Source organism: Achromobacter ruhlandii (assembly GCF_002082135.1).
Classification (GTDB): Bacteria; Pseudomonadota; Gammaproteobacteria; order Burkholderiales; family Burkholderiaceae_B; genus Achromobacter; species Achromobacter ruhlandii.
In genome coordinates this window covers 2,864,130-2,885,609 of the sequence record NZ_CP017433.1, presented here as the reverse complement: position 1 = coordinate 2,885,609, position 21,480 = coordinate 2,864,130, and the positions used below count along the sequence as shown (strand labels likewise).

General features: G+C 68.4%; 22 protein-coding genes. 7 read left to right on the top strand and 15 right to left on the bottom strand.

Going from position 1 to position 21,480, the window contains the following annotated elements:
* Positions 1–15 precede the first annotated feature (15 nt).
* Together AruCF_RS13030 and surE are read right to left on the bottom strand one after the other, a co-directional pair.
* Positions 16–840: a protein-L-isoaspartate(D-aspartate) O-methyltransferase gene (locus AruCF_RS13030; protein ID WP_049073462.1), complete on the bottom strand. Its 825-nt coding sequence runs from the start codon at positions 838–840 to the stop codon at positions 16–18.
* Positions 825–1,583: a 5'/3'-nucleotidase SurE gene (gene surE / locus AruCF_RS13025; protein WP_049073461.1), complete on the bottom strand. Its 759-nt coding sequence runs from the start codon at positions 1,581–1,583 to the stop codon at positions 825–827. The genes AruCF_RS13030 and surE overlap by 16 nt, the downstream gene beginning before the upstream one ends.
* 178 nt (positions 1,584–1,761) lie before the next feature.
* On the opposite strand from surE, the gene plsY reads away from it, so the two are divergent.
* A complete protein-coding gene (plsY, locus tag AruCF_RS13020) occupies positions 1,762–2,403 on the top strand; it encodes a glycerol-3-phosphate 1-O-acyltransferase PlsY (RefSeq protein ID WP_049073460.1) in 642 nt (213 codons plus the stop codon).
* Between the two features lie 72 nt (positions 2,404–2,475).
* Here plsY and tsaD read toward each other — a convergent pair whose 3' ends face one another.
* Positions 2,476–3,507 carry a tRNA (adenosine(37)-N6)-threonylcarbamoyltransferase complex transferase subunit TsaD gene (tsaD, locus tag AruCF_RS13015; RefSeq protein WP_049073459.1) on the bottom strand — a complete coding sequence of 344 codons (1,032 nt, stop codon included), beginning with the start codon at positions 3,505–3,507 and terminating at the stop codon, positions 2,476–2,478.
* Between the two features lie 108 nt (positions 3,508–3,615).
* On the opposite strand from tsaD, the gene AruCF_RS13010 reads away from it, so the two are divergent.
* Positions 3,616–4,908, top strand: coding sequence for an NCS2 family permease (locus AruCF_RS13010; RefSeq protein WP_049073458.1), 1,293 nt, complete (start codon positions 3,616–3,618; stop codon positions 4,906–4,908).
* An 84-nt stretch (positions 4,909–4,992) separates the two neighbouring features.
* Here the strand turns inward: AruCF_RS13010 and AruCF_RS13005 are convergent, their stop codons facing one another.
* Complete coding sequence (locus AruCF_RS13005) at positions 4,993–5,349, bottom strand: VOC family protein (RefSeq protein ID WP_049073457.1); 357 nt, start codon at positions 5,347–5,349, stop codon at positions 4,993–4,995.
* Positions 5,350–5,663: 314 nt separating this feature from the next.
* On the opposite strand from AruCF_RS13005, the gene AruCF_RS13000 reads away from it, so the two are divergent.
* Both AruCF_RS13000 and AruCF_RS12995 read left to right on the top strand, forming a co-directional pair.
* The gene (locus AruCF_RS13000; protein ID WP_049073456.1) at positions 5,664–6,686 is read left to right on the top strand and encodes an LLM class flavin-dependent oxidoreductase; all 1,023 of its coding nucleotides are present in this window, start codon (positions 5,664–5,666) and stop codon (positions 6,684–6,686) included.
* 192 nt (positions 6,687–6,878) lie between these two features.
* Positions 6,879–7,253 (top strand): thioredoxin family protein, encoded by a 375-nt coding sequence (locus AruCF_RS12995; protein ID WP_049073455.1) that lies wholly within the window; start codon positions 6,879–6,881, stop codon positions 7,251–7,253.
* 32 nt (positions 7,254–7,285) lie between these two features.
* Here AruCF_RS12995 and AruCF_RS12990 read toward each other — a convergent pair whose 3' ends face one another.
* The 7 genes from AruCF_RS12990 to AruCF_RS12960 form a co-directional block, all read right to left on the bottom strand.
* Positions 7,286–7,873: an IMPACT family protein gene (locus AruCF_RS12990; protein WP_049073454.1), complete on the bottom strand. Its 588-nt coding sequence runs from the start codon at positions 7,871–7,873 to the stop codon at positions 7,286–7,288.
* A gap of 73 nt (positions 7,874–7,946) precedes the next feature.
* The gene (locus AruCF_RS12985; RefSeq protein WP_049073453.1) at positions 7,947–8,762 is read right to left on the bottom strand and encodes a type 2 periplasmic-binding domain-containing protein; all 816 of its coding nucleotides are present in this window, start codon (positions 8,760–8,762) and stop codon (positions 7,947–7,949) included.
* An 8-nt stretch (positions 8,763–8,770) separates the two neighbouring features.
* On the bottom strand, positions 8,771–9,544 hold the full coding sequence (locus AruCF_RS12980; protein ID WP_049073452.1) for an ABC transporter permease: 774 nt from the start codon (positions 9,542–9,544) through the stop codon (positions 8,771–8,773).
* Positions 9,541–10,539 carry an ABC transporter substrate-binding protein gene (locus tag AruCF_RS12975; RefSeq protein WP_049073451.1) on the bottom strand — a complete coding sequence of 333 codons (999 nt, stop codon included), beginning with the start codon at positions 10,537–10,539 and terminating at the stop codon, positions 9,541–9,543. The genes AruCF_RS12980 and AruCF_RS12975 overlap by 4 nt, the downstream gene beginning before the upstream one ends.
* A gap of 73 nt (positions 10,540–10,612) precedes the next feature.
* A complete protein-coding gene (locus AruCF_RS12970) occupies positions 10,613–11,383 on the bottom strand; it encodes an ABC transporter ATP-binding protein (RefSeq protein ID WP_049073450.1) in 771 nt (256 codons plus the stop codon).
* A gap of 112 nt (positions 11,384–11,495) precedes the next feature.
* Positions 11,496–12,713: an MFS transporter gene (locus AruCF_RS12965; RefSeq protein WP_049073449.1), complete on the bottom strand. Its 1,218-nt coding sequence runs from the start codon at positions 12,711–12,713 to the stop codon at positions 11,496–11,498.
* A gap of 123 nt (positions 12,714–12,836) precedes the next feature.
* Entirely contained in the window at positions 12,837–14,441 is a 1,605-nt protein-coding gene (locus tag AruCF_RS12960; protein ID WP_049050954.1) for an ABC-F family ATPase, read from the bottom strand.
* A 259-nt stretch (positions 14,442–14,700) separates the two neighbouring features.
* On the opposite strand from AruCF_RS12960, the gene AruCF_RS12955 reads away from it, so the two are divergent.
* Genes AruCF_RS12955 through AruCF_RS12945 form a run of 3 tightly spaced genes read left to right on the top strand, consistent with a single transcriptional unit; the run spans position 14,701 to position 18,241 of the window.
* Positions 14,701–16,296, top strand: coding sequence for a CHASE2 domain-containing protein (locus tag AruCF_RS12955; RefSeq protein ID WP_158324577.1), 1,596 nt, complete (start codon positions 14,701–14,703; stop codon positions 16,294–16,296).
* 6 nt (positions 16,297–16,302) lie between these two features.
* Positions 16,303–16,656 carry a hypothetical protein gene (locus tag AruCF_RS12950; RefSeq protein WP_049073447.1) on the top strand — a complete coding sequence of 118 codons (354 nt, stop codon included), beginning with the start codon at positions 16,303–16,305 and terminating at the stop codon, positions 16,654–16,656.
* Positions 16,643–18,241 (top strand): M48 family metalloprotease, encoded by a 1,599-nt coding sequence (locus tag AruCF_RS12945; RefSeq protein ID WP_231133046.1) that lies wholly within the window; start codon positions 16,643–16,645, stop codon positions 18,239–18,241. Before AruCF_RS12950 ends, AruCF_RS12945 begins: the two co-directional genes overlap by 14 nt.
* Before the next feature lie 36 nt (positions 18,242–18,277).
* On the opposite strand, the gene AruCF_RS12940 is transcribed toward AruCF_RS12945, so the two are convergent.
* From AruCF_RS12940 to AruCF_RS12925, 4 genes are all read right to left on the bottom strand, one after another.
* A complete protein-coding gene (locus AruCF_RS12940) occupies positions 18,278–19,327 on the bottom strand; it encodes an LD-carboxypeptidase (protein WP_063568983.1) in 1,050 nt (349 codons plus the stop codon).
* Positions 19,324–19,815 (bottom strand): tRNA adenosine(34) deaminase TadA, encoded by a 492-nt coding sequence (gene tadA, locus AruCF_RS12935; RefSeq protein ID WP_049073444.1) that lies wholly within the window; start codon positions 19,813–19,815, stop codon positions 19,324–19,326. Before tadA ends, AruCF_RS12940 begins: the two co-directional genes overlap by 4 nt.
* Before the next feature lie 10 nt (positions 19,816–19,825).
* Positions 19,826–20,674 (bottom strand): HAD family hydrolase, encoded by an 849-nt coding sequence (locus tag AruCF_RS12930; protein WP_063568984.1) that lies wholly within the window; start codon positions 20,672–20,674, stop codon positions 19,826–19,828.
* 114 nt (positions 20,675–20,788) lie between these two features.
* Positions 20,789–21,289, bottom strand: a complete 501-nt coding sequence (locus AruCF_RS12925) for a hypothetical protein (protein WP_080977571.1) — start codon at positions 21,287–21,289, stop codon at positions 20,789–20,791.
* Positions 21,290–21,480: the final 191 nt, after the last annotated feature.

The window sequence follows — 21,480 nt, the reverse complement described above, 5'->3', positions numbered from 1 at the left end:
GTTTCTCCTGTTTGCTCAAGATTGTATTCCGGCACGCAGCGGCACAAAGCGCACGGCCTCTAATTCAGTTCGTTTCCAGCTGGCCGCGCCGGTGCGTTCGATGAGCACCAGGCGCTGGTTGGCGCCCCCTTCGGGAGCGATCAGGCGGCCGCCCGGCGCAAGCTGCTGCAGCAGCGCTTGCGGGATGGTCAGGCCGGCGGCAGCCACAACGATAGCATCGAACGGCGCCACGCCGGGCAGGCCCAGCATGCCATCGCCGTAGATCAAGCGGATGCGGGTGGTGAGCCGCAAGGCGCGCAGATGTTCGCGCGCCAGCTCGTACAGGCCGCGGATGCGTTCGATGGAATGCACCTCGCGCACGAACTGGGCCAGCACGGCGGCCTGGTAGCCGCAGCCGGCCCCCACTTCGAGCACGCGGGTGGGCGTGCGGTCTTCGCAGATGGTGGCGATCATGCGCGCCACCACCCACGGCTGCGAAATGGTCTGCGAATGGCCGATGGGCAGGGCCGCATCTTCGTAGGCGCGGCTGGCCAGCGCCTCGTCGACGAACAGATGGCGCGGCACCGCGGCCATGGCGTTGAGCACGCGCTCGTCGGTCACGCCCTGGACACGCAGGCGCTGCACCATCGCCTGGCGCAGCCGATCGGAGTTGAGCCCGAGGTTCCCGCCCGCCGACGGCGTGGGCGCCTTGGCCTGGCTTTGCAGCGTGGCGGCCGAGACGCGGGTGTTGCTGTTGGCCGGGGTGACGCCGGGGCTGAGCCGGCCGGAGTCGTAGCGCACCGGGCTGGGCCGCCCGGGCACCGCCTGGGAGACGTCCGGCTGGCTTATGCGTCGGCGCATAGCGGCTCCGCCCAGGTCCGGATTTCGTCGAGCTGGCTGTGCTGGGTCAGGTCCAGCCGCAGCGGCGTGACCGACACCATGCCTTGCGCCACCGCGTGGAAGTCGGTGCCGGGCGCGGCGTCGGCCGCCTGCCCCACCGGGCCGATCCAGTAGACCGGATCGCCATAGGGGGTGGTGGTGCGCACCACCGGCTGCGACGGATGGCGCTTGCCCAGGCGCGTGACCTGGAAGCCGTGCATGTCGTCGAAGCGGCGGCTGGGGATGTTGACGTTCAGCAGCACCGGCGCGGCCAGCGGCTGCGCCAGGTGGCGCTCGACCACCAGGCGCGCGGCGCGGGCGGCGGACTCGATGTGTTCCCAGCCCTTCTCGGCCAGCGAGAAGGCGATGGCCGGGATGCCGAACAGGTAGCCTTCGCTGGCGGCCGCCACGGTGCCTGAATAGAGCGTGTCGTCGCCCATGTTGGCGCCGTTGTTGATGCCCGACACCACCAGGTCCGGGCGCGTGTCCATCAGCCCGGTCAGGGCAACGTGGACGCAGTCGGACGGCGTGCCGTTGACGGCGATGAAGCCGTTGGAGGCGGTGCGCACCGACAGCGGACGGTTCAGCGTCAGGGAATTGGAGGCGCCGCTGTGGTTGGTCTCGGGCGCGACGACGGTCAGGTCGCCCAGGCCTTGCAGCGCCTTGACCAGCGCTTCGAGCCCGGGGGCCGAGTAACCATCATCGTTCGAAACCAGAATTCGCATTGTGCATCCGAAAGAAAATAAAACACGGGTGGACCGGCTGGATTGTACCGTCCGCGGAAGGCGCCGGCATGTCCGGCCGTCCCCCCGCCGCGCCAGGGGCCGCCCCCGGCCCGGGCGACCGGGGTAGAATCCGCAGCCACCGAGACAATTGCACTCATAACAACGGATATCCTTACCCATGGCGATCACCGAACCCTCCCTGGCGTTCTCCGCGGCGCTCATCCTGCTGGCCTACCTGATCGGCTCCGTGCCTTTCGCCGTGGTGGTCAGCAAGCTCATGGGGCTGCAGGACCCCCGCAGCTACGGCTCCAAGAACCCGGGCGCCACCAATGTGCTGCGCACCGGCAACAAGACCGCCGCCGCGCTGACCCTGCTGGGCGACGCCGCCAAGGGCTGGTTCGCGGTCTGGCTGGCGCAGCGCCTGGCGCCCGGCATCGCCCCTGGCCCGCTGGCCGCGGTGGCCGTGGCGGCCTTCCTGGGTCATCTGTACCCGATTTTCCTGGGATTCAAGGGCGGCAAGGGCGTGGCCACCGCGCTGGGCGTGCTGGTCGCCATCCAGCCGTGGCTGGCGGTCGCCACGGCGGCTACCTGGCTGATCATCGCGGTGTTCTTCCGCTATTCCTCGCTGGCCTCGCTGGTGGCCGCGTTCTTCGCGCCGGTCTACTACGTATTCGGCTCCGGCCTGGCCTGGTACGCCCAGCCGGCCATGGGCATCGCCCTGGCCATCATTGGCGTGCTGCTGTTCTACCGCCACCGCGCCAACATCACGCGCCTGGTGCAAGGCACCGAAAGCCGCATCGGCGGCGGCAAGAAGAAGTGATCCGCGCGCCGGCACGGGCGGCGCGCCCGGAATAACAAAAGGGGGCCGAGGCCCCCTTTTTCATTGTCCGTCTCAGGCGATATCGGCCAGGTCCCAGCGCGGCCGCACCGTGAAGCCGTGGGCGTCCGGGTCCAGCGTCACCAGCCCCGCCTTGACCCGCTCGGCCGCCGCGAAGGCGATCATGGCGCCGTTGTCCGTGCACAACGACAGCGGCGGGAAATACGCCTGCGCCTTCAAGGGCTTGAGCGCGGCGGCCAGCCTGGCGCGCAGCATCTGGTTGGCGCCGACCCCGCCGGCCACCACCAGGCGGCGCAGGCCGGTCTGCTTCAAGGCGCGGATCGACTTGGCGGCCAGCACCTCGACGATCGCGGCCTGGGTCGCCGCGGCCAGGTCGGCACGGGTCTGTTCGTCCAGCCCGCCGTCCTGCTCGGCGGCCTTGACCCGGGTCAGCACGGCGGTCTTCAGGCCGCTGAAGCTGAAATCCAGGTCGCCGCTGTGCAGCATGGGACGCGGCAGGTCGAAACGCGCGGCATCGCCCTGCTCCGCCAGCCGCGCCAGCGCGGGGCCACCCGGGTAGCCCAGCCCCATCAGCTTGGCGGACTTATCGAAGGCTTCGCCGGCGGCGTCGTCCAGGGTTTCGCCCAGCAATTCGTAGCGCCCTACCCCGTCCACCCGCATCAATTGCGTATGGCCGCCGGACACCAGCAGGGCCACGAAGGGGAAATCGGGCCGCGGGTCGGCCAGCATCGGCGACAGCAGGTGGCCTTCCAGGTGATGAATGGCGATGGCGGGCAGGCGGCGCGACCAGGCGAACGATTGCGCCACGCTGGCGCCCACCAGCAGCGCGCCCGCCAGCCCGGGCCCGGCCGTATACGCCACCGCGCCAATGTCCGACATTTCCAGGCCCGCCTCCTGCAGCACCTGGCGGGTCAGCGGCACCACGCGCCGGATATGGTCGCGCGAGGCGAGTTCGGGCACCACGCCCCCGTATTCCTGGTGCATGGCGATCTGGGTGTGCAGCGCGTGCGCGAGCAGGCCGCGTTCCGTACAGACGGCTGCGACGCCCGTTTCGTCGCAGGAGCTTTCAAAGCCGAGAATAATCATGGCGGCAGAGTTTACAACTGATGCGAAAATACGCCCGTTTACAAAATGACCGGGGGCGCCCAAGCCCCCTTCTCACCAACCAAGCCTGCAAGCACCCTGGGGACAAGAATGCTGGAGAAGCTATTCAACCTGCGTGAACACGGCACGACCGCGAGAACCGAGATCGTGGCCGGCCTGACGACATTCCTGACGATGTCGTACATCATCTTCGTGAACCCGGACATCCTGTCGTCCACCGGCATGGACCGCAGCGCCGTGTTCGTCGCCACCTGCCTGGCGGCCGCGCTGGGCTCGCTGGTGATGGCGCTGATCGCCAACTGGCCGATCGGCATGGCGCCCGGCATGGGGCTGAACGCCTTCTTCGCCTTCACCGTGGTCAAGACCATGGGCTACACCTGGGAGCAGGCGCTGGGCGCCGTGTTCATCTCGGGCGTGATCTTCCTGATCCTGACCATCTCGGGCATCCGTGTCTGGCTGGTCAAGGGCATCCCGCATTCGCTGCGCAGCGCCATCGCCGCCGGTATCGGCCTGTTCCTGGCCATTATCGCGCTGTCCAGCGCCGGCATCGTGGTGGCGCATCCCGCGACCAAGGTGACGCTGGGCGACCTGACCACGCCGGGGCCGCTGTTCGCCATCCTCGGCTTTTTCATCATCGCCTCGCTGGACGCGCTGCGCGTGCGCGGCGCCATCCTGATCGGCATCCTGGTGGTCACGGTGCTGTCGATGGCGCTGGGCTACAACGAATTCAAGGGCGTGTTCGCCGCGCCGCCGAGCCTGGCGCCGACGCTGTTCAAGATGGACATCCTGGGCGCGCTGCACACCGGCTTCGTGCACGTCATCCTGGTGTTCGTGCTGGTCGAAGTGTTCGACGCCACCGGCACGCTGGTGGGCGTGGCCAAGCGCGCCGGCCTGATGCCGGAGGGCCGTCCCAACCGCCTGGGCCGCGCGCTGTTCGCCGACAGCACCGCCATCGTCGCCGGCTCGATGCTGGGCACCAGCAGCACCACCGCCTACGTCGAAAGCGCCTCGGGCGTGCAGGCCGGCGGCCGCACCGGCCTGACCGCGCTGGTGGTGGCCCTGCTGTTCCTGGCCGCGCTGTTCATCTCGCCCCTGGCCGGCGCCGTGCCCGCCTACGCCACCGCGCCCGCCCTGCTCTACGTGGCCGGCCTGATGATGCGCGAGCTGATCGACATCGACTGGAACGACGTCTGCGAAGCCACCCCGGCCGCGTTGACCGCGCTGGTGATGCCGTTCACCTATTCCATCGCCAACGGCATCGCCTTCGGCTTCATCAGCTACGTGGTGCTCAAGACCGCCACGGGCCGCGTGCGCGACGTGCATCCGGCCACCTGGCTGGTGGCGATCCTGTTCGTGATCCGCTACGCGTTCTTCCCGGAATAACGCCGGCAAGGCATGCATGCAAAACCGCCGCGCTTCCGGTCCGGAAGGCGGCGGTTTTTTCATTGCCGGCGCTCGTGCCTGCCGTCAGGCCGTGGCCGTCCAGACCGCCAGCTCATAACCGTCCAGGTCGGTGAAGTGGAAGCGGCGGCCGCCGGGGAAATCGAAGGCCTCGCGGCTGATGCGGCCGCCCGCCGCCGTCACCCGGCGCTGCGCGTCGCCCAGGTCGTCGGCGTACAGGATCACCAGCGGCCCGCCCGGGCGCACCGGCTCTCCGGTGGTGAGGCCGCCCTTCAGCCGGCCGTCGGTGAATTCCGTGTAGGTTGGCCCGTAGTCGGTGAACGACCAGCCGAAGGCCTCGCCGTAGAAGCGCTTGCTGCGCGCGATGTCCGCGACGTTGAATTCGATGTTGTCGATCTGGTGGTTGTTGCCGGTGGCGCCCATGCGTGTCTCCCGCGGATATTGAAGAAAACCGCATCATCCCCGATTCGCGGGGCCATGTCTTGGGGCGGGCGTGGGGCCATGGGAACAATGCTTGCGGAGTCGAAATGACCACCATACCGGCACCACCGCCAGGGTGCCGGGCCGTCCGGCGAATCGTCGTCATTGAGCCCGGCTATCAACCCGCCGGCCCGCATGGTTGCTGGCGGGAGCGGTTGAATTCGCCGATACACTCCCCATGTATATAAGACCATGGAGCCGACCTTGTCCCACCACCACCCGCATTCCTGCCTCCGCGGCCACCGCGAGCCCCGCGTATGAGCACCCTCGCCCGCATCCCCTTCTCGGTGCTGGACCTGGCGCCGATCGTGCAAGGCCGCGACGCCGCCGACGCCTTCCGCAACAGCGTGGCGGTGGCGCAGCATGTCGAACGCCTGGGCTACAAGCGCTTCTGGCTGGCCGAGCACCACAACATCAACGGCGTGGCCAGCAGCGCCACGGCGGTGCTGATCGGCCACATCGCCGGGCACACCTCGACCCTGCGCGTCGGCTCGGGCGGCGTGATGCTGCCGAACCATGCGCCGCTGATCATCGCCGAGCAGTTCGGCACTCTCGAAACGCTTTACCCCGGCCGCATCGACCTGGGCCTGGGCCGCGCGCCCGGCAGCGATGGCGCCACCCAGCACGCGCTGCGCCGCGGCCCGCGCAGCGGCCTGGAATTCCCGGCGCTGGTCGAGGAGCTGCGCGGCTTTCTCGCGCCCTCGCGTCCCGGCCAGCCGGTGCGCGCGATTCCCGGCGAAGGCCTGGATATCCCCATCTGGCTGCTGGGTTCGAGCGATTTCAGCGCGCGGCTGGCGGCCGAACTGGGCCTGCCGTTTTCCTTCGCCGGCCACTTCTCGCCGGAAGGCATGGCGGCCATGCGCCTGTACCGTCACCTGTTCAAGCCGTCCGAGACCCTGACCCGTCCCTACGCCATGATCGGCGTGCCGGTCGTGGCCGCCCCCACCGACGAAGAGGCGCAGCGCCTGTCCACCACGCAGCAGCTCAAGTTCCTGTCGCTGGTGCGCGGCAACCGCCTGCAACTGCAGCCGCCGGTCGACAGCATGGACGGGCTGTGGAACGAATGGGAGCGCGAGGCGGTCAATCAAAGACTGGGCGCCGCGATCGTTGGCGGCCCCGAAACCGTCAAGCGCCGCCTGGAGGCCCTGGTGGCCGAGACGGAAGCCGACGAAGTCATGATCGTGTCGGATTTTTACGATATTGCCGACCGCCTGCGTTCCTTCGAGATCGTTGCGGCCCTCAAACAGGGCGAAGGCGTACCCACGACAACCGCGGCCTGAGGCCGGCGGCCGCGCGCCGCCAGCCTTGCCCAGCCGCAGACTGCGCTCACCATGGCGCCAACCATTGCGACCCGGCCGGTCCCCGCTCTACTATGGACTGGCAATACCGCGTCGCCACCTCCGGTGCGAGCCTGACCGCCCCCGCGCCGCCGATACCGACACTTTGCGCCGCGCCTGCGGCAAGGATCCAAAATGAGTATTGTTGAACTCACCAAAGACAGCTTCCAGGAAGCCATTACGCCGGACGGCACCCTGATCGTGGACTTCTGGGCGCCCTGGTGTGGCCCCTGCCGCGGCTTCGCGCCGGTTTTCGAGCAGGCCGCCAACGAGCATCCCGACGTCACCTTTGCCAAGGTCAACACCGACGTCGAACAGGAACTGGCCGGCGCGCTGGGCATCCGCTCGATCCCCACGCTGATGGTGTTCCGCGAAAAAGTGCTGCTGTTCTCGCAGCCGGGCGCCCTGTCGGGCGGCCAGCTCAACGAGCTGCTTGCCAAGATCAAGGAGGTGGACATGGAAAAGGTCCACCAGGAAATCGCGGCCGCCCAGGACAGCCAGGACGCGTGATGGACAAGGGCCCTGCGGGGCCCTTGTGCGTTTTACGCCAGTTGTTCCCAGGCCGAGCGGCCGCGCGTGATGTTGGCCGCCGTCCTCTCCAGATCGGCGACCGCATCGCGCGGCGCCGTGAAGCGCAACGCGACGCCGTCGGCGCCGAAATCCTCCTGCACGATCACCGCGCCGGCCTGCGCCAGCCGCGACTTCAAGAGCGGCAGCTCGGCAAAACCGCAGGCGCACGCCACCGTGGCCAGGTCCACGATCTCGGCGCGCGGCCCGTTGCGCAGGCAGTTGGCGGCGCAACCGCCATAGGCCCGCACCAGTCCGCCGGCGCCCAGCTTGACGCCGCCGAACCAGCGCACCACCAGCACCGCCACGCGGTCCATGCCCTGCCCTTCGATCGCCTGCAGGATCGGGCGTCCGGCCGTGCCGCCGGGCTCGCCATCGTCATTGAAGCGGTACTCCTGGCCGATGCGGTAGGCCCAGCAGTTATGGGTGGCCTCGGGGTCGCTGTGCGCGGCGAAGAACGCCATGGCCTCGTCGATGCTGGAGACGGGCGCGGCGTGCGCGACAAAGCGGCTTTTCTTGATGTCTTCCTCGTGCGAGCAGACGGCGGTCAAGGTGGTGGTCATAGCGCGCCATTGTAAAGGCCGCGCCTCCCGGACCCGCGCGGCCCGTGCGGACGAAGCCGGCGCCGCGCGCGCCTCAACCGTGGCAGTCGGCGACTTCCTGGTCCAGATAGACGTCGAAAGCCACGTCGCGCGCCCACTTGGCCGGCAGCGCTTTCCAGGCGCCGGCCCGCGCCCATTCGCGCATGCGCTCGGCCAGCCAGGCCTGGCCGGCCGTGTCGGCCGCCGGCAGCAGCCAGACGCGTTCATGGCGCGCGCCATCGGCGGCGAGCGTGGCCGAGAACTTTTTCCATTCGGGAAAGCGCATCAGCGGTTCCCAGACCACGTCATCGATCAGGCCGATGTCGCAGCTGCCTTCGCGCACCGCCACCAACGCATCCGACGGCGCCCGGTAGGTGCGCACCACCGCGCCCCAGCTTTGCGCCAGCGCCTGCGCGCCGACCGCGGCCTCGGCCATGCAGACGCTGCGGCCGCGCGCATCCCCGCCCTGTCGCATGTGCGTGTCACTGCGGATTACCGCCTTGGGCCGCGCGGCATAGCCGGTTGCCACCGTCGCCAGTTCGCTCGGCAGCCCCGGCGGCGGCTGCGCGCGGTCTGCCAGCACCACGTCCACGTCGCCCGCGGCCAGCAGGCGGGCCGCATCGGCGGCCGCCACTTGCCGCAGGCGGAATGGCACGCCCAGTTCCTGCGCCAGCTTCTCGGCCATGGCGTGATCCAGCCCTTCGGGCGTACGGATCTTGGCGCCGGCCTCGGGCGCGGGCGCCAGATACGGCACGCCCACCACCAATTCACCGCGCTGGCGCGCGGCGCCCAGGCCATCGGCCGGCGCCGCGCCGCTCGCCGCGCAGAGCAAGGCCGATACGCCGATCAGGAGACGAAGCGCGCGCCGCATCCCGAACCTCACACGTATTGGTAGCGCAGCAGCCGGTGCTTGAGGTTTTCAAGCACGAACTGGTCGATCAGCGCGGCCAGCACCGCGATGACCAGGATGTTGGTCATGACGCCGGTCATGTCGGCAATTTCGCCCGAATAGGCCAGCGAGCGGCCCAGGCCCTTGCCGAAGCCGATCAGCATCTCGGCCGAGATCAGCGCGCGCCACGCATTGCCGAACGCCAGCTGGGCGCCGGTGATCAGCTCGGGCATGACGGCCGGCAGGTACACGCGCTTGACCAGGCCCCAGGGCGTGGCGCCCATGACGCGGGCGGCCGAGACGTGCACGCGCTGCACCGACTCGGTGGCGTTCATCACGCTCAGGGCCGCCGGGAAGAACGCCGACAGCGCCACCACCACAATGATCGGCGTGCTGCCGAAACCCATCACGATCAGGAACAGCGGCACCCAGGCGATCGACGGAATCGATTGCAGGATGACGATGGCGCTGCGCAGCACTTCGCGAAAGAAGAACAGCACCGCCGCCACCAAGCCGAAACCGATGCCCGCCGCCAGCGCCAGGCCGTAGCCCGCGCCCAGCCGGCCCAGCGTGCCCATCAGGCTCTGGTGGAACGATTGCTTGCCCAGGTCTTCGAACAGGCGTTCGAGCACCGCCGGCACGCCCGGCATCAGGAAATCGGGCAAGGCGAACGCCGCCGCCTGCCACAGCGCCAGGATGAACAGGACGCCCAGCACGCCCGCCAGATGCTTGCGGGCGCCGGTCACACGGGTCGATGCGCTCAAAGCTTGCGAGCCTCTTGCCAGGACAGGTCGACGATGCTGGAGACGTCATACGGCTTGCCGTCGCGCGTCTTGAGCGAGCCCTGGGCCTGCAGGATGTCGGCGATCTCCTGCATGCGCTTGGTGTCCTTCTCGGTCAGCTTGGGCGTGAACACCTGCGTGCTGATGGCCTCGGCAATCACGGTCTCGCGCGGCAGCTCGCCACGGTTCAGGGTCTTGAGCGTGGGCTCGGCGATAAAGTACGAGGCGATCAGCTTGGAGGCCTGGGCCGGCTCCTTTTGCAGCAGCGCGATGGCCTGGTTCTGCGCGTCCAGCGCCTTCCAGACGTCGTCCTTGCGCTTGGCCAGCGTCTCGCCCGAGGTGATCACCACCATGCACGGGAACGGCCAGGCCTGGCCCACTTCGTAGATCTGCTTGACCGGCGCCACCAGTTGGGCGATACGGTCGTAGGGTTCGAACAGGAAGGCCGCGTCGACGCGCTTGCCCACCAGCGACTGCACCGCCACCGCCGGGCTCACGCCCATCACGTTGACGTCGTCCGCGCCCAGGTTGCCCTGCTTGAGCACCACCCCCTTGAGCACCACGTCGGCGGTGCTGCCCTCGGCCTGCGAGGCCAGCGTCTTGCCCTTCAGGCCGGCGATGTCCTTGATGCCCGAGTCGTCGCGCACGATCAGCGAGTGGTAGCCCTGCTGCGCGCCGCCCACCACCTTCAGGTCCGCGCCCTTGGAGGCCCAGGCCACGGCATTGGTGAAGCCCAGCACGCCGATGTCCAGCTGGCCGCCGACGATGGCCTTGATCAGGTCGGTGCCCGACTTGAACTCGATCAGCTCGGCATCCAGGCCGGCCTTCTTGTAGTAGCCGCCCTCCTGCGCCACGATGGCCTGCGCGTCGTCCATCACGCGCAGGTAACCGACGCGGAATTTCTCGGCGGCCATGGCGGGCGCCGCGGCCAGGAGCGCCGCGGCCAGCGGCAGGGACAGCCATTGCTTGAATTTCATGGGAAAGGCTCCAGGGAATCGAGGGTGGCCGACGCCCAGCGGCGCCGCCCGTGAACCGGAAAATCGAAGGGGATCAGGCGGCTAGCGCCAGATCGGAATGCGGCGCCGCGCCGTCGACCGCGATGCCGAGCAGGCGCAGGATCTCGCGCTTCTCGGCGGCCAGATCGGACAGGTCGTGGCTCTTGGCGCGGTGCGCCAGGTTGAATTCGCGCAGCACGCGCGCCGGACGCGGGCTGAACACCACGATGCGGTCGGCCAGGAACAGCGCCTCGTCGACGTCGTGGGTCACCAGCAGCACGGTGGGTTTTTCCTGCGCAATCAGCTGGCGCAGCACGTCCTGCAGCGCCAGACGCGTCAGCGCGTCGAGCGCGCCGAAGGGTTCGTCCATCAACATGGTCTGCGGCTGCGCGATGAAGGCGCGGGCCAGCGCCGCGCGCTGGCGCATGCCGCCGGACACCTGGTGCGGGTAATAGTGTTCGAAGCCGGCCAGGCTGACACGCGCCAGCCACTCGCGCGCCGCCTCGCGGGCGCGCTTCTTCGGGGTCTTCTGGAATTCCAGCGCCAGCGCCACGTTGTCTTCCAACGTCAGCCACGGATACAGCGCATGTTCCTGGAACACCAGCGTGCGGCTGGGATGCGGGCCGGTCACGGCCTTGCCGTCGGCCAGCACCTGCCCTTGCGTGGGCTTTTCCAGACCGGCCGCCAGGTGCAGCAGGGTCGACTTGCCGCAGCCCGACGGGCCGACCAGCGCGACCAGCTCGCCGGTCTTGAATTCGCTGGTGAAGCCGTCAACGACCGACAGGTCGCCGAAGTGCTTGTGGACGTGGTCGAAAGTCAGGTTCATGGAACGAATCGTGGGCGCGCGTGGGGAACGGGCCTAATCTAACAATTCGTTATATGAATCCAAACGATCAATATAGAATGTTCTTAAGACTTGCGGTTATAAACAAAGCACATCAGGCCGCCGCCTGCGCGCGGCTGGCGTGGCGCTGCAGTCCGAATGCGATCAGGAAGCCGAGCAGCACCGCCACCGCCGCCGACAGGAAGATCGCCGGATAGCCGAAACCGCCGGAGATATAACCCGCCACCGGACCGGTCGTGCCCAGCGCCAGGTCCAGGAAGGCCGAATAGGCCCCCAACGCCGCGCCGCGGCTGCCGGCCGGCACGCGCGCCACGGCCTCGACGCCGATGGCCGGGAACACCAGCGCGAAGCCGCAGCCGGTCAGGGCCGCGCCCACCAGCGCGGCGCCGGGATTGGGCGCCAGCCACAGCAGCGCCAGGCCCGCCGCTTCCACCAGAAACGACACCTGCGCCACCTTGAAGCCGCCAAAGCGCGTGATGGTGCCGGCGAACAGCAGGCGCACCCCGATGAAGGCGCAGCCGAACGCGCTGAGCGCGTGCGCCGCCCCCTCCCACGAGAAGCTGGCGTAGTACAGCGCCACGAAGGCGGCCAGCGTGCCGAAGCCGACCGAGCCCAGCCCCAGCGCCATGCCGTGCGGGAACACCCGCAGCACCACGCTCTTGAAGGCCATGCGATGCCCGCCGACGATGGCCACCGCGGCCCGCGCCAGCGCCAGCCCCAGGCCGGCCAGGCCCAGCAGCAGCACCGCGCCGCCCAACGCGCCCATGCTCCATTCGGTTTCCAGGTAGACGCCCAGCGGCGCGCCCAGCGCCAGCCCGCCGTAGGTGCAGATGCCGTTCCAGGAGATCACCCGCGCCGTGTGCAGCGGACCGACCCGGGCAATCGCCCAGGTGGCCGAGCCGGTGCCGATCCAGCTTTCGCCAAAGCCCAGCGCCAGCCGGCTGACGATGATGGCGCCCAGGCTGAGCCAGGCGCTGCGTTCAAAGGCATAGGCCAGCAGCAGGAACACGCCGCTGGCGGCGCAGGCCGCCATGCCGATGACCACGGTCTGCTTGGGGCCGACGGTGTCGGCCATGCGGCCGGCGTGCGAGCGGCTCAGCAGCGTCGCCACGTACTGCACGCTGATGGCCAGCCCCGCCAGCACCGAGCCGTAGCCGAGCTGGCCGTGCACGTAGCCAGGCAACACCGCCAGCGGCAGGCCGATGGCGAGATAACAGATGAAGGTGAAAAAGGCGATCGCGACGATGCGCGCGGTCAAGGCGAACGTCCCGATGGGCTGGCCATCGGGCGTGGTATGCGGTGTGGGAGACATGTCGAACGGGGTGGAACCTGGCGCAACGGGCCAGGGTTTACCCGGATGATAGCCCAGCAGGATTGCGGCAGGCTGAACGCGCGCCAGCCCGCCGCGTGGGCGCGGGGCTCAAGGCCCCGGTTGTCAGGCTTCGATGCCGCGCGAAGACAGGTAGTCTTCGTAGCCGCCGCGGTAGTCGACGATCTCGCCCGAGGGCAGGATCTCGATCACGCGGGTGGCCAGGCCGGACACGAACTCGCGGTCGTGCGAGACGAACACCAGCGTGCCTTCGTACTTTTCCAGCGCGAACTGCAGCGATTCGATCGATTCCATGTCCAGGTGGTTGGTCGGCTCGTCGAGCAGCATGACGTTGTGGCGGCCCAGCATCAGGCGGCCGAAGGTCATGCGGTTCTTTTCGCCGCCGGACAGCACCTTGGGCGCCTTGGGCAGGTCGTCCGCCGAGAACAGCAGGCGGCCCAGCACCGAACGGATCGACTGGTCGTCATCGCCCGGCTGGCGATGGTCGCCCATCCAGTCGAGCAGGTTGATGTCGGTCTGCAGGAACTGATCCGACACGTCCTGGGCCATGTAGCCCAGGTCCGCGTTTTCCGACCACTTGACGCTGCCGGCGTCCGGCGCCAGGTCCGTGGCCAACAGGCGCAGCAAGGTGGTCTTGCCAACGCCGTTGGCGCCGATGATGGCGATCTTCTCGCCGGCATCGACCATGGCCGAGAAGTTGCGGATCACGGGCGCGTCGTAGGACTTGGACAGGTTCTCGACCGTGACCGCCAGGCGGTGCATGACCTTGTTCTGCTCGAAGCGGATGTACGGGTTCTGGCGCGACGACGGCTTGACCACGACCTGCTCGGCCTTGATGCGGTCGATCTGCTTCAGACGCGAGGTGGCCTGGCGCGACTTGGACTTGTTGGCGGCGAAGCGGCGCACGAAGTCCTGCAGTTCGGCCACGCGCTCCTTGGCCTTGGCGTTGTTGGCCACCAGGCGCTCGCGCGCCTGGGTCGAGGCCAGCATGTAGTCGTCGTAGTTGCCCGGGTAGATGCGGATCTCGCCATAGTCCAGGTCGGCCATGTGGGTGCAGACCTGGTTCAGGAAGTGGCGGTCGTGGCTGATGATGATCATCGTGCTCTGGTAGCTGTTGAGCACGTTTTCCAGCCAGCGGATGGTGTTGATGTCCAGGTTGTTGGTCGGTTCGTCCAGCAGCAGCACGTCCGGGTTCGAGAACAGCGCCTGCGCCAGCAGCACCCGCAGCTTCCAGCCCGGCGCCACTTCGCGCATCGGCAGGTTGTGCTGGTCCACAGCGATTTCCAGGCCCAGCAGCAGCTCGCCGGCGCGGGCTTCGGCGGTGTAGCCGTCATATTCGGCGAACTTGGCTTCCAGGTCGGCCGCGCGCATGTAGTCGTCTTCCGACGCTTCCGGGTTGGCGTAGATCGCGTCGCGCTCGGACATCGCGGCCCACATCTCGGTGTGGCCCATCATCACCACGTCCAGCACGCGCAGGTCCTCGAAGGCGAACTGGTCCTGGCGCAGCTTGCCCAGGCGCACGCCCGGCTCCAGCGAGACGTTGCCGGCCGACGACTCCAGGTCGCCGCCGATGATCTTCATGAACGTCGACTTGCCGGACCCGTTGGCCCCGATCAGCCCGTAGCGGTTGCCTTCCCCGAACTTGACGCTGACGTTCTCGAAAAGGGGCTTGGGACCGAACTGGATGGTGAGATTGGCGGTGGATATCACGGTGGTGTCTTGGGGGGAGTCTTGGTTTTGAGGTCGCGCAGCGGCCAAAGCGGATGCGGCGAAACCCGATAGTGTACCAAGCCCATCTATCCGGAGCTTGCCAGGCAAGCGCACGGGCGTGGCGCTCGGGCTCCCGCCGAGTGCCATTTATTATCTTAAAGTAAAAATTTGTATTAAATGAGGTACCATTGCGCCCTCGACACGCGCGCTTCCTGCCCGCCGGGCCATGGAGGCTGATTCAACCCCTCGCCGCCGTCCCGTGAACGATTCGCCCCCGCCTTCCGGAAACGTCAGGTTCTATTTCCGCTCATTGATCATTGCCGCGCTGGTCGCGATCACCATGCTGTGGGCGACGCCCCGACTGACGCCCAGTTCGGATCTGCTGACCTACGCCATTGCCCGCCTGCAGGCGCGGCTGGTGGGCGGCTATTACAGTCCCGCGCATCGCAACGACACCACCGTGGTGCTGATCGACGACGATTCGCTCGATCCACAGAAAGGCGCCTGGCCCGTCTCCTACCGCACCCACGCGCGCTGGCTGCGCAATATCGGCCTTATCCACAAGCCTCGCGCCATCTTCCTGGACATTACCTTCGGCCGCGAACGGGACGACCCGACCTTGCCGGAGCTGGTCTCCGCCCTGTGTGACCTGCGCGATGCCGGCGTGCCGGTATTCCTGGCCGCGCTGCCTGGCGACGATGGCGGCCTGCGGCTGCGCGATGGCCTGGCCACGCCGCCCGGTGAGCCGCCCTGCTTCACGATGGTGGACGTGCGCTACGCCGCCAGCAAGGTCGACCGGCTGGTCTGGAGCTATCCGCTCTGGTCCGAAGGCGGCACGCGCAGCGCGGCGCTGGCCATGGCCCAGGACGCCGCCGGTATCCCGCTGACCCGCGGTGGCGAAGCCATGGCTCTGACCTGGGGGGTGGACAACCTGGACCAGCGGCGTTTCTCGCCCGACTGCCGCCAGGCGCGCGGCGGCTATCCGGAAATGCTGCCGGGCTACGTGCGCCGGCTGCTCAATGGGTCCGAGGCGGACAAGCCGATCTGCCCCTACACGCGCACGCTGACGCTATCGGAACTGCGCGCCGCCGACGCCGACCAGGCACGCCTGCAGGATCTGCTCACCGGGCGCTACGTCATGATCGGCGCGGCGTTGAGCGGTTTCAACGATACCGTGCTGTCGCCGGTGCACGACGTGATCCCGGGCGTGTTCATGCATGCCATGGCGCTGGACAACTTGCTGACCTACCGCGACCACTACAAGCGCGCGCTGGAATGGGAAATCTGGCCGCCCAATGTCCTTTGGCTGCTGGGCATCCCCATCGTCATGGCCGCGCATTTCCTGCATTGGTTGGCGCAATGGCTGGTGCTGCGCCTGCGTGGGCTCACGCCCTGGACCCGCCGCTGGCTGGTGCCGCCGCAACAGTGGCGCTTCTCGGCGGCGCCGCTCGCCGATGGCGCCGCCGACCCGCCACCGCCGCTGCGCGCGCTGAGCACGGCCCACGGACCGCTGGCGCAGGGCCGCCTGCTCAGGTCCGTCTTCGCCGACCGCGCCTCCCGCCGCTGGCTGTCGCTCAAGACCGCTGAAAAACTGGTGATCGTGGCCGCCCTGACACTGCGCAAGGCGGCCACCATCCTGCTGTCCTCGATGGTCGTCATGTACATCGTGCTGGTCGCTCAGGAATGGGTGGACGTCGGCACCCTGCCCATTGTCGACCTGGCGGTCATGGCGCTGGCCGCGCACTGGCTCGGCTGGACCGATACCGTCACCAAGTTTCTCGGCGGCAAGCCCAAGGCGGACGCGACCACGCCGCCCCCGGCGCCCCCGCAACCTTCCGCCAAACCTCAGGAGTAGAACCGCATGATCCAGCCTTCCTCCATGATTGCCGCCGCCCTCGCGGCGCTGGCCCTGTACGGCGCGCCGGCCCTGGCGGCCGACCAGATCGTCGGCGCCAGCCTCAAGCCGCTGCCGCTCTATGCGCAGCCGGGCGGCGGAACGCCGGTCGCCAAATCCGATGGCCAGGGCATGCCGTGGCCGGTACTGGAAAGCCGCGAAGAGTTCTACCGGGTGACGGTGGACGGCGCCGACTACTGGGTGGACAGCATGCAGGTGCGCGTGGCGCGTAATTCGTCGGCGCAGTGCGGCCCGGTGGTCAAGCGCGTGCCCGGCCCCACCGGCTCCACCGCCGGCGCCGGCGAAAATGCCTGCCGCTGACATGGCGATGCCCTTCCATCACGCGCCCCGCCTCGCGGCCCTGACCCTGGCGATGGCTCTGGCCGGCTGCGCCAACATGCCCGGCGCCGGCCTGTCGTTCAAGACCGGGGAATTGCCGCCCGCCCCCACCGACCGCAAGTGGCCCGACGCCGACCGCGACGCCCGCAATCAGCGCGCGCAACACATGGGCCTGGTTGCCATGCCCGAGATGCAGGGCTACCTGAACGGCCTGCTCGGCCGCATCAAGGATGCCGCTGGCGTGCCCGGCTGGCCGGGTGCCGTGTACGTCACCGCGTCCCCAGCCCTGGAGGCCTACAGCACTGGCGCGGGCAATATCTACCTGTCGATCGGATGGCTCTCGTCTGCGGAGTCCGAGGACGAGATTGTCGCCATCCTGTCGCACGAATTTGGCCACATCTACCTGGACTATCACCAGCTGGAAGCGGCCAATACGACCAGCGACCAAGTCGCCACGCTGGCGGCGCTGGGCGTGGCCCTGGCGCAAAAGGCCGGCAGCGCGACGGGCTGGAGCCCGGTGGACAGCGTGATCGCTTCCTATGCCTTCGGCAAGGACGTGTTGGTCCCTGCCTGGAACCGGCAGCAGGAGGAAAACGCCGATCGCTTCGGCGCCACCGTCAGCCTGCGGCTGGGCTATTCCTACACGCAAGGGTTCAAGGCCTTCCTGGAGCGTCAGGCCACCTGGGAAACGGACAACGCCAGGATCCAGGAAGAAGACCGCAAGCGCATGGTCGAGCAGATCAAGCAGGCCGCCGCGCAGGATGCGCGCAAGCAGGCCACGGCCTCGGGCAACAAGGTCGCGCCGCTGACCGAGATGCAGGCGTCGCTGAGTTCCGGCCTCGCTGGCGCCAGCGAAGACCTGCGCAATGGCCTGGACGACATCTGGAAGAAGCTGACCGTCAGCCATCCCAGCACCGAAGCGCGGCTGACCTCGTTGACCGGGCAGGTCACGCCGCTGATGGCCGGCAAGCCTCGCCCCGCGGCCACCATCGCGCCGTGGAACAAGGCGCGCGCGCAACGTCGCAGCGCGACCGTGCTGAAGAACTATCAGAGCGCCAACGCCGCGCAACAGGCGCTGCAGGCGCAGGACTATGTCCAGGCGCGCAAGCTCGCGGCCCAGGCCGCCTCCGGCCCGACCGCACAGCAGGCGTTGCCGCTGCTGGCGCTAAGCATGGCGCAAGGCGAACCCGGCAAGCCGTCCGCCCGCGCCGCCGCCCTGCTGGACCGCAACCTGCAATCCGAGGGCGACCGCGCCTGGCGCATTTATGTCCTGCGCGCCAACAATCTGCTGGGCTCCGGCCAGCGCGCACCCGCCACCGCGGTCATGAACCAGGGCTTCGAGTACTTCAAGGATGCCGGCCTGGCCTGGCCGGAGGCCATTGCCTTCTACGGGCAGACCGACAGCTGGGACAGGGCGCGCAAGCTGGCGCAGGAATGCGCGTCGCGCTTTCCCAGCTATGCCGGCGCCTGCAACAAAGCCGCGCAGACACCCGCCGAGCAGGCCGAGGCCAAGCGCCGCGGCGAGCAGAAGGCGCAGTCGTTGGTCGACAGGCTGTTCAAGAAGTGAAGCACGCCACGCGGCGGGCCTTCCGGCCCGCCTGCGTCAGTGATGGTGTTCGTCCAGCACCAGGTGGGCCAGGCCCTTTTCGGTGGCGATGCCGACCTTCTGGCCGATCGGCAGCGTCGCCTTGGTGGCCACGTGGCCGTACGGCAGGCCGGTCACCACCGGCACCTTGACCGTCTTGCGCAGCCAGGCCACTACTTCGTGCAGGTCGTAGCCCTTGTCGTGCGGCGCCAGCTTGTAGTCCGAGAAGCGGCCCAGCACGATGGCCTTCTGCTTGCCCAGGATGCCCGCCTGCCACAGCTGGATCAGCATGCGCTCGATGCGGTACGGATGCTCGGCCACGTCTTCCAGGAACAGGATGCCGCCGCGCACCTTGGGCATGTAGGGGGTGCCCACCAGCGAGGTCAACATCGCCAGGTTGCCGCCCCACAGGATGCCGCGGCAATCGACCGGGTCGGCGTCCTGGGTCTCGAAGCTGAGGATTTCCAGTTCGCCGCGCATCACTTCACCGAACAGCGCTTCGGTCAGGTCGTCGACCTTCTTGCCGCCGAAGTCGTAGATGGCGGTGGCGCCGGTGTAGCTGACCGCGCCGGTCTGCGCCAGCAGCGCCAGGTTGAAGGCGGTGAAATCGCTCATGCCGACGAAGCGCTTGCCGCTGTCGGCCATGGCCTTCCAGTCGATCGCGTGCAGCAGCCGGCCCATACCATAGCCGCCGCGCGTCACCATGACGATCGGCAGTTTCTGCTTGGCGGCGCGCGTCAGGCTGGCCAGGCGCTGCGCGTCGGTGCCGGCAAAGCGCTGGTGCTCGGCCAGCGCGGTGCGGTCCAGCGCGGTCTTGAAGCCCTGCGCGGCCAGGCGCTCGCGCGCCAGTTCGACGGTCTGCGGATCACGCACCGCCGACGACGGCGAGATCAGGTAGATGCCGCGGGCGTCCGGGAAGCCGTGGACGTGGCCCGGCTCGTGGTCGTGGCTGTGGTCGTGGCCGCAGGCCTCGTCGCATTCGTGGTCGTGATCGTGGCTGGCGTGGTCATGCGCCGGGGCGGCGGCCGCCTTGGCGGCGCGCGCCTTGGCGCCTCGGGTGTTGCTCATGCGATGGATTCCTTGGCGCGGCGTTCGCGGAAGAACCGGCGCAGCAGCTCGCCGCAGGGTTCCGCCAGCACGCCGCCGGTGACTGAAGTGTGATGATTGAGTTTGGGCACCGAGCCCACGTCCAGCACGCTGCCGCAGGCGCCGGTCTTGGGGTCGTAGGCACCGAACACCACCCGCGCCAGGCGCGCGTGCAGCATGGCGCCGATGCACATGACGCAGGGCTCCAGCGTGACGTACACGGTGATGCCCGGCAGGCGGTAGTTTTCCAGCGCGCGCGCGGCGACGCGCAAGGCGACGATCTCGGCGTGCGCGGTGGGGTCGTGGTCGATGATGGTGCGGTTGTAGCCGCGCCCCAGGATGTCGCCCTGGGCCGAAACCACCAGCGCGCCCACCGGCACCTCGCCGATGTCATAGGCCGCCCGCGCCTGTTCCAGCGCCAGCGTCATGAACTCGGCATCCTGCGCGGTCCAGGGCGGCACGGCCGCCATGGCAAGCGGCTCAACCACGGTACACCCGCGATTTGAGCGCGATGCGGCCGGCCAGGCTGGTCACGGCCTCTTCCAGCCATTGGTAGAGTTCGGCGTTCTCGTCGTAGCGCGCCTGGTTCAGGTTCGACACCCGGCCTTCCTCGATGAAGCCCCAGGCGCGGCTGCGCTTGTCGCGGTGCTTCGGATCCCAGACGCCGAAGGCGTAGCCGCCGGCGCGCCGGATCAGCGAGAAGCACGGGATGTCGGTGTAGCCGTCGCCGACGAACACCATCTGGTCGAACGGCACCCGCAGGCGGTCCTCGGGCACCTTGCGGTTGACCTCGAACGGCTTGTTGCGGAAATCGCGGCCGATGATGCCCTTCTGGATGTGGAACAGGTAGCGCGTCTTGTCGGTGAAGCTGACGATGCGGCGCGGAAACTCGATGCCGCCGTCGGCGCCGTAGGTGAATTCGGAGGCCCAGATCTCGGTGAACTCGTGCGCGATGGGCGTGGAGCGGACCACGTCGCCGATGCCGCTGGAGATCAGGTAGAACTCCAGCTGCACCTGCGGCTGCGCCGCCCGCACCGCGGCGCGCAGGCGCTGGAACAGCGTGCCCACGCCATCGTGCAGTTCGAGTCGCGCGCCCCAGTCGCGCAGGCGCTGCTGCGTGATGAGGCCATGCGTGCCAGCGCGCGAGAGCTGGATCATCTGGTAGAGGTAGGCCGGGACCGGGTCCCAGTCCTGGTTGGACAGCAGCGGGTCGACCTGGTCTTTCCAGAAGGACGCCGTGTCCACCCCGATGCTGTCCAGGAAACCGGACGTGCTGTCCGAGGCCAGCGTGTCGTCGAAGTCGAAAATCAGGGCGATGACGTCGGACATGGATATGCGTAAGTAAGGGCGACAGCCGCCATTTTGCCTGATTGTGGCGGCGGCCGGGCCCCGTGGCCGCGGGGAAAGGACGCGCCGCGCCCTCCCCTGGCCCGCCCAGCGCGGTTACTGGCGCATCGGCGCGGGCGGCGGCGCCATGCCCGGGGCCGGCGCCATGCCGGGCGCGGTGGCCGGCGGCGGAGGCGGCGGCACCGTGCCGGCGGTGCCGGCCGGCACCTGGATCACGGTTTCACGCAGCACGCCGCCGCCCTGCACGCTGCCGCGCACCTGGGTCGGCGAGGTCATCTGCGTGATGCAATCCTGGCGCGAATCGGCCGGCAGGCGGTTGCAGCGATCCAGCATGTTCTGCTGGTGCTGGTCGGTGGTGCCATCGCTCAGTTGCTTGCGCATGGCTTCCTGGCGAGCGGCGCCAGCTTCGCGCATGCAGGCGGCGCGGTCCTGTCCGGTGCTGCCGTTCTTGCAAGCCGCCACATCCTGTTCGTATTGCGCCTGGATGCCGGCGCGACCGATCGGGTCGGCCGCCTGCGCCGCTCCCGCGGCCAGCATCAGGCCTGCCGCGTAAAGGGATGCCGCAAGGCGTTTGGTGTGCATGGGACGTACATTCATGGCCAGCTCCTTGAAGAAAAGAAGATTGAACCCGGACGGCGCGGCCTCGTGGACCGGCGCCATCTGCTTGATACAACTATCCCACGATGACGCGACGGGGACATGTCCAGCAACGTGCAATCGTAAGCCGAAGTTTCCGATGCTGCGACGCAATATTCATTGCGCCCGCGCAACTTGTCCCCAGATGGCCT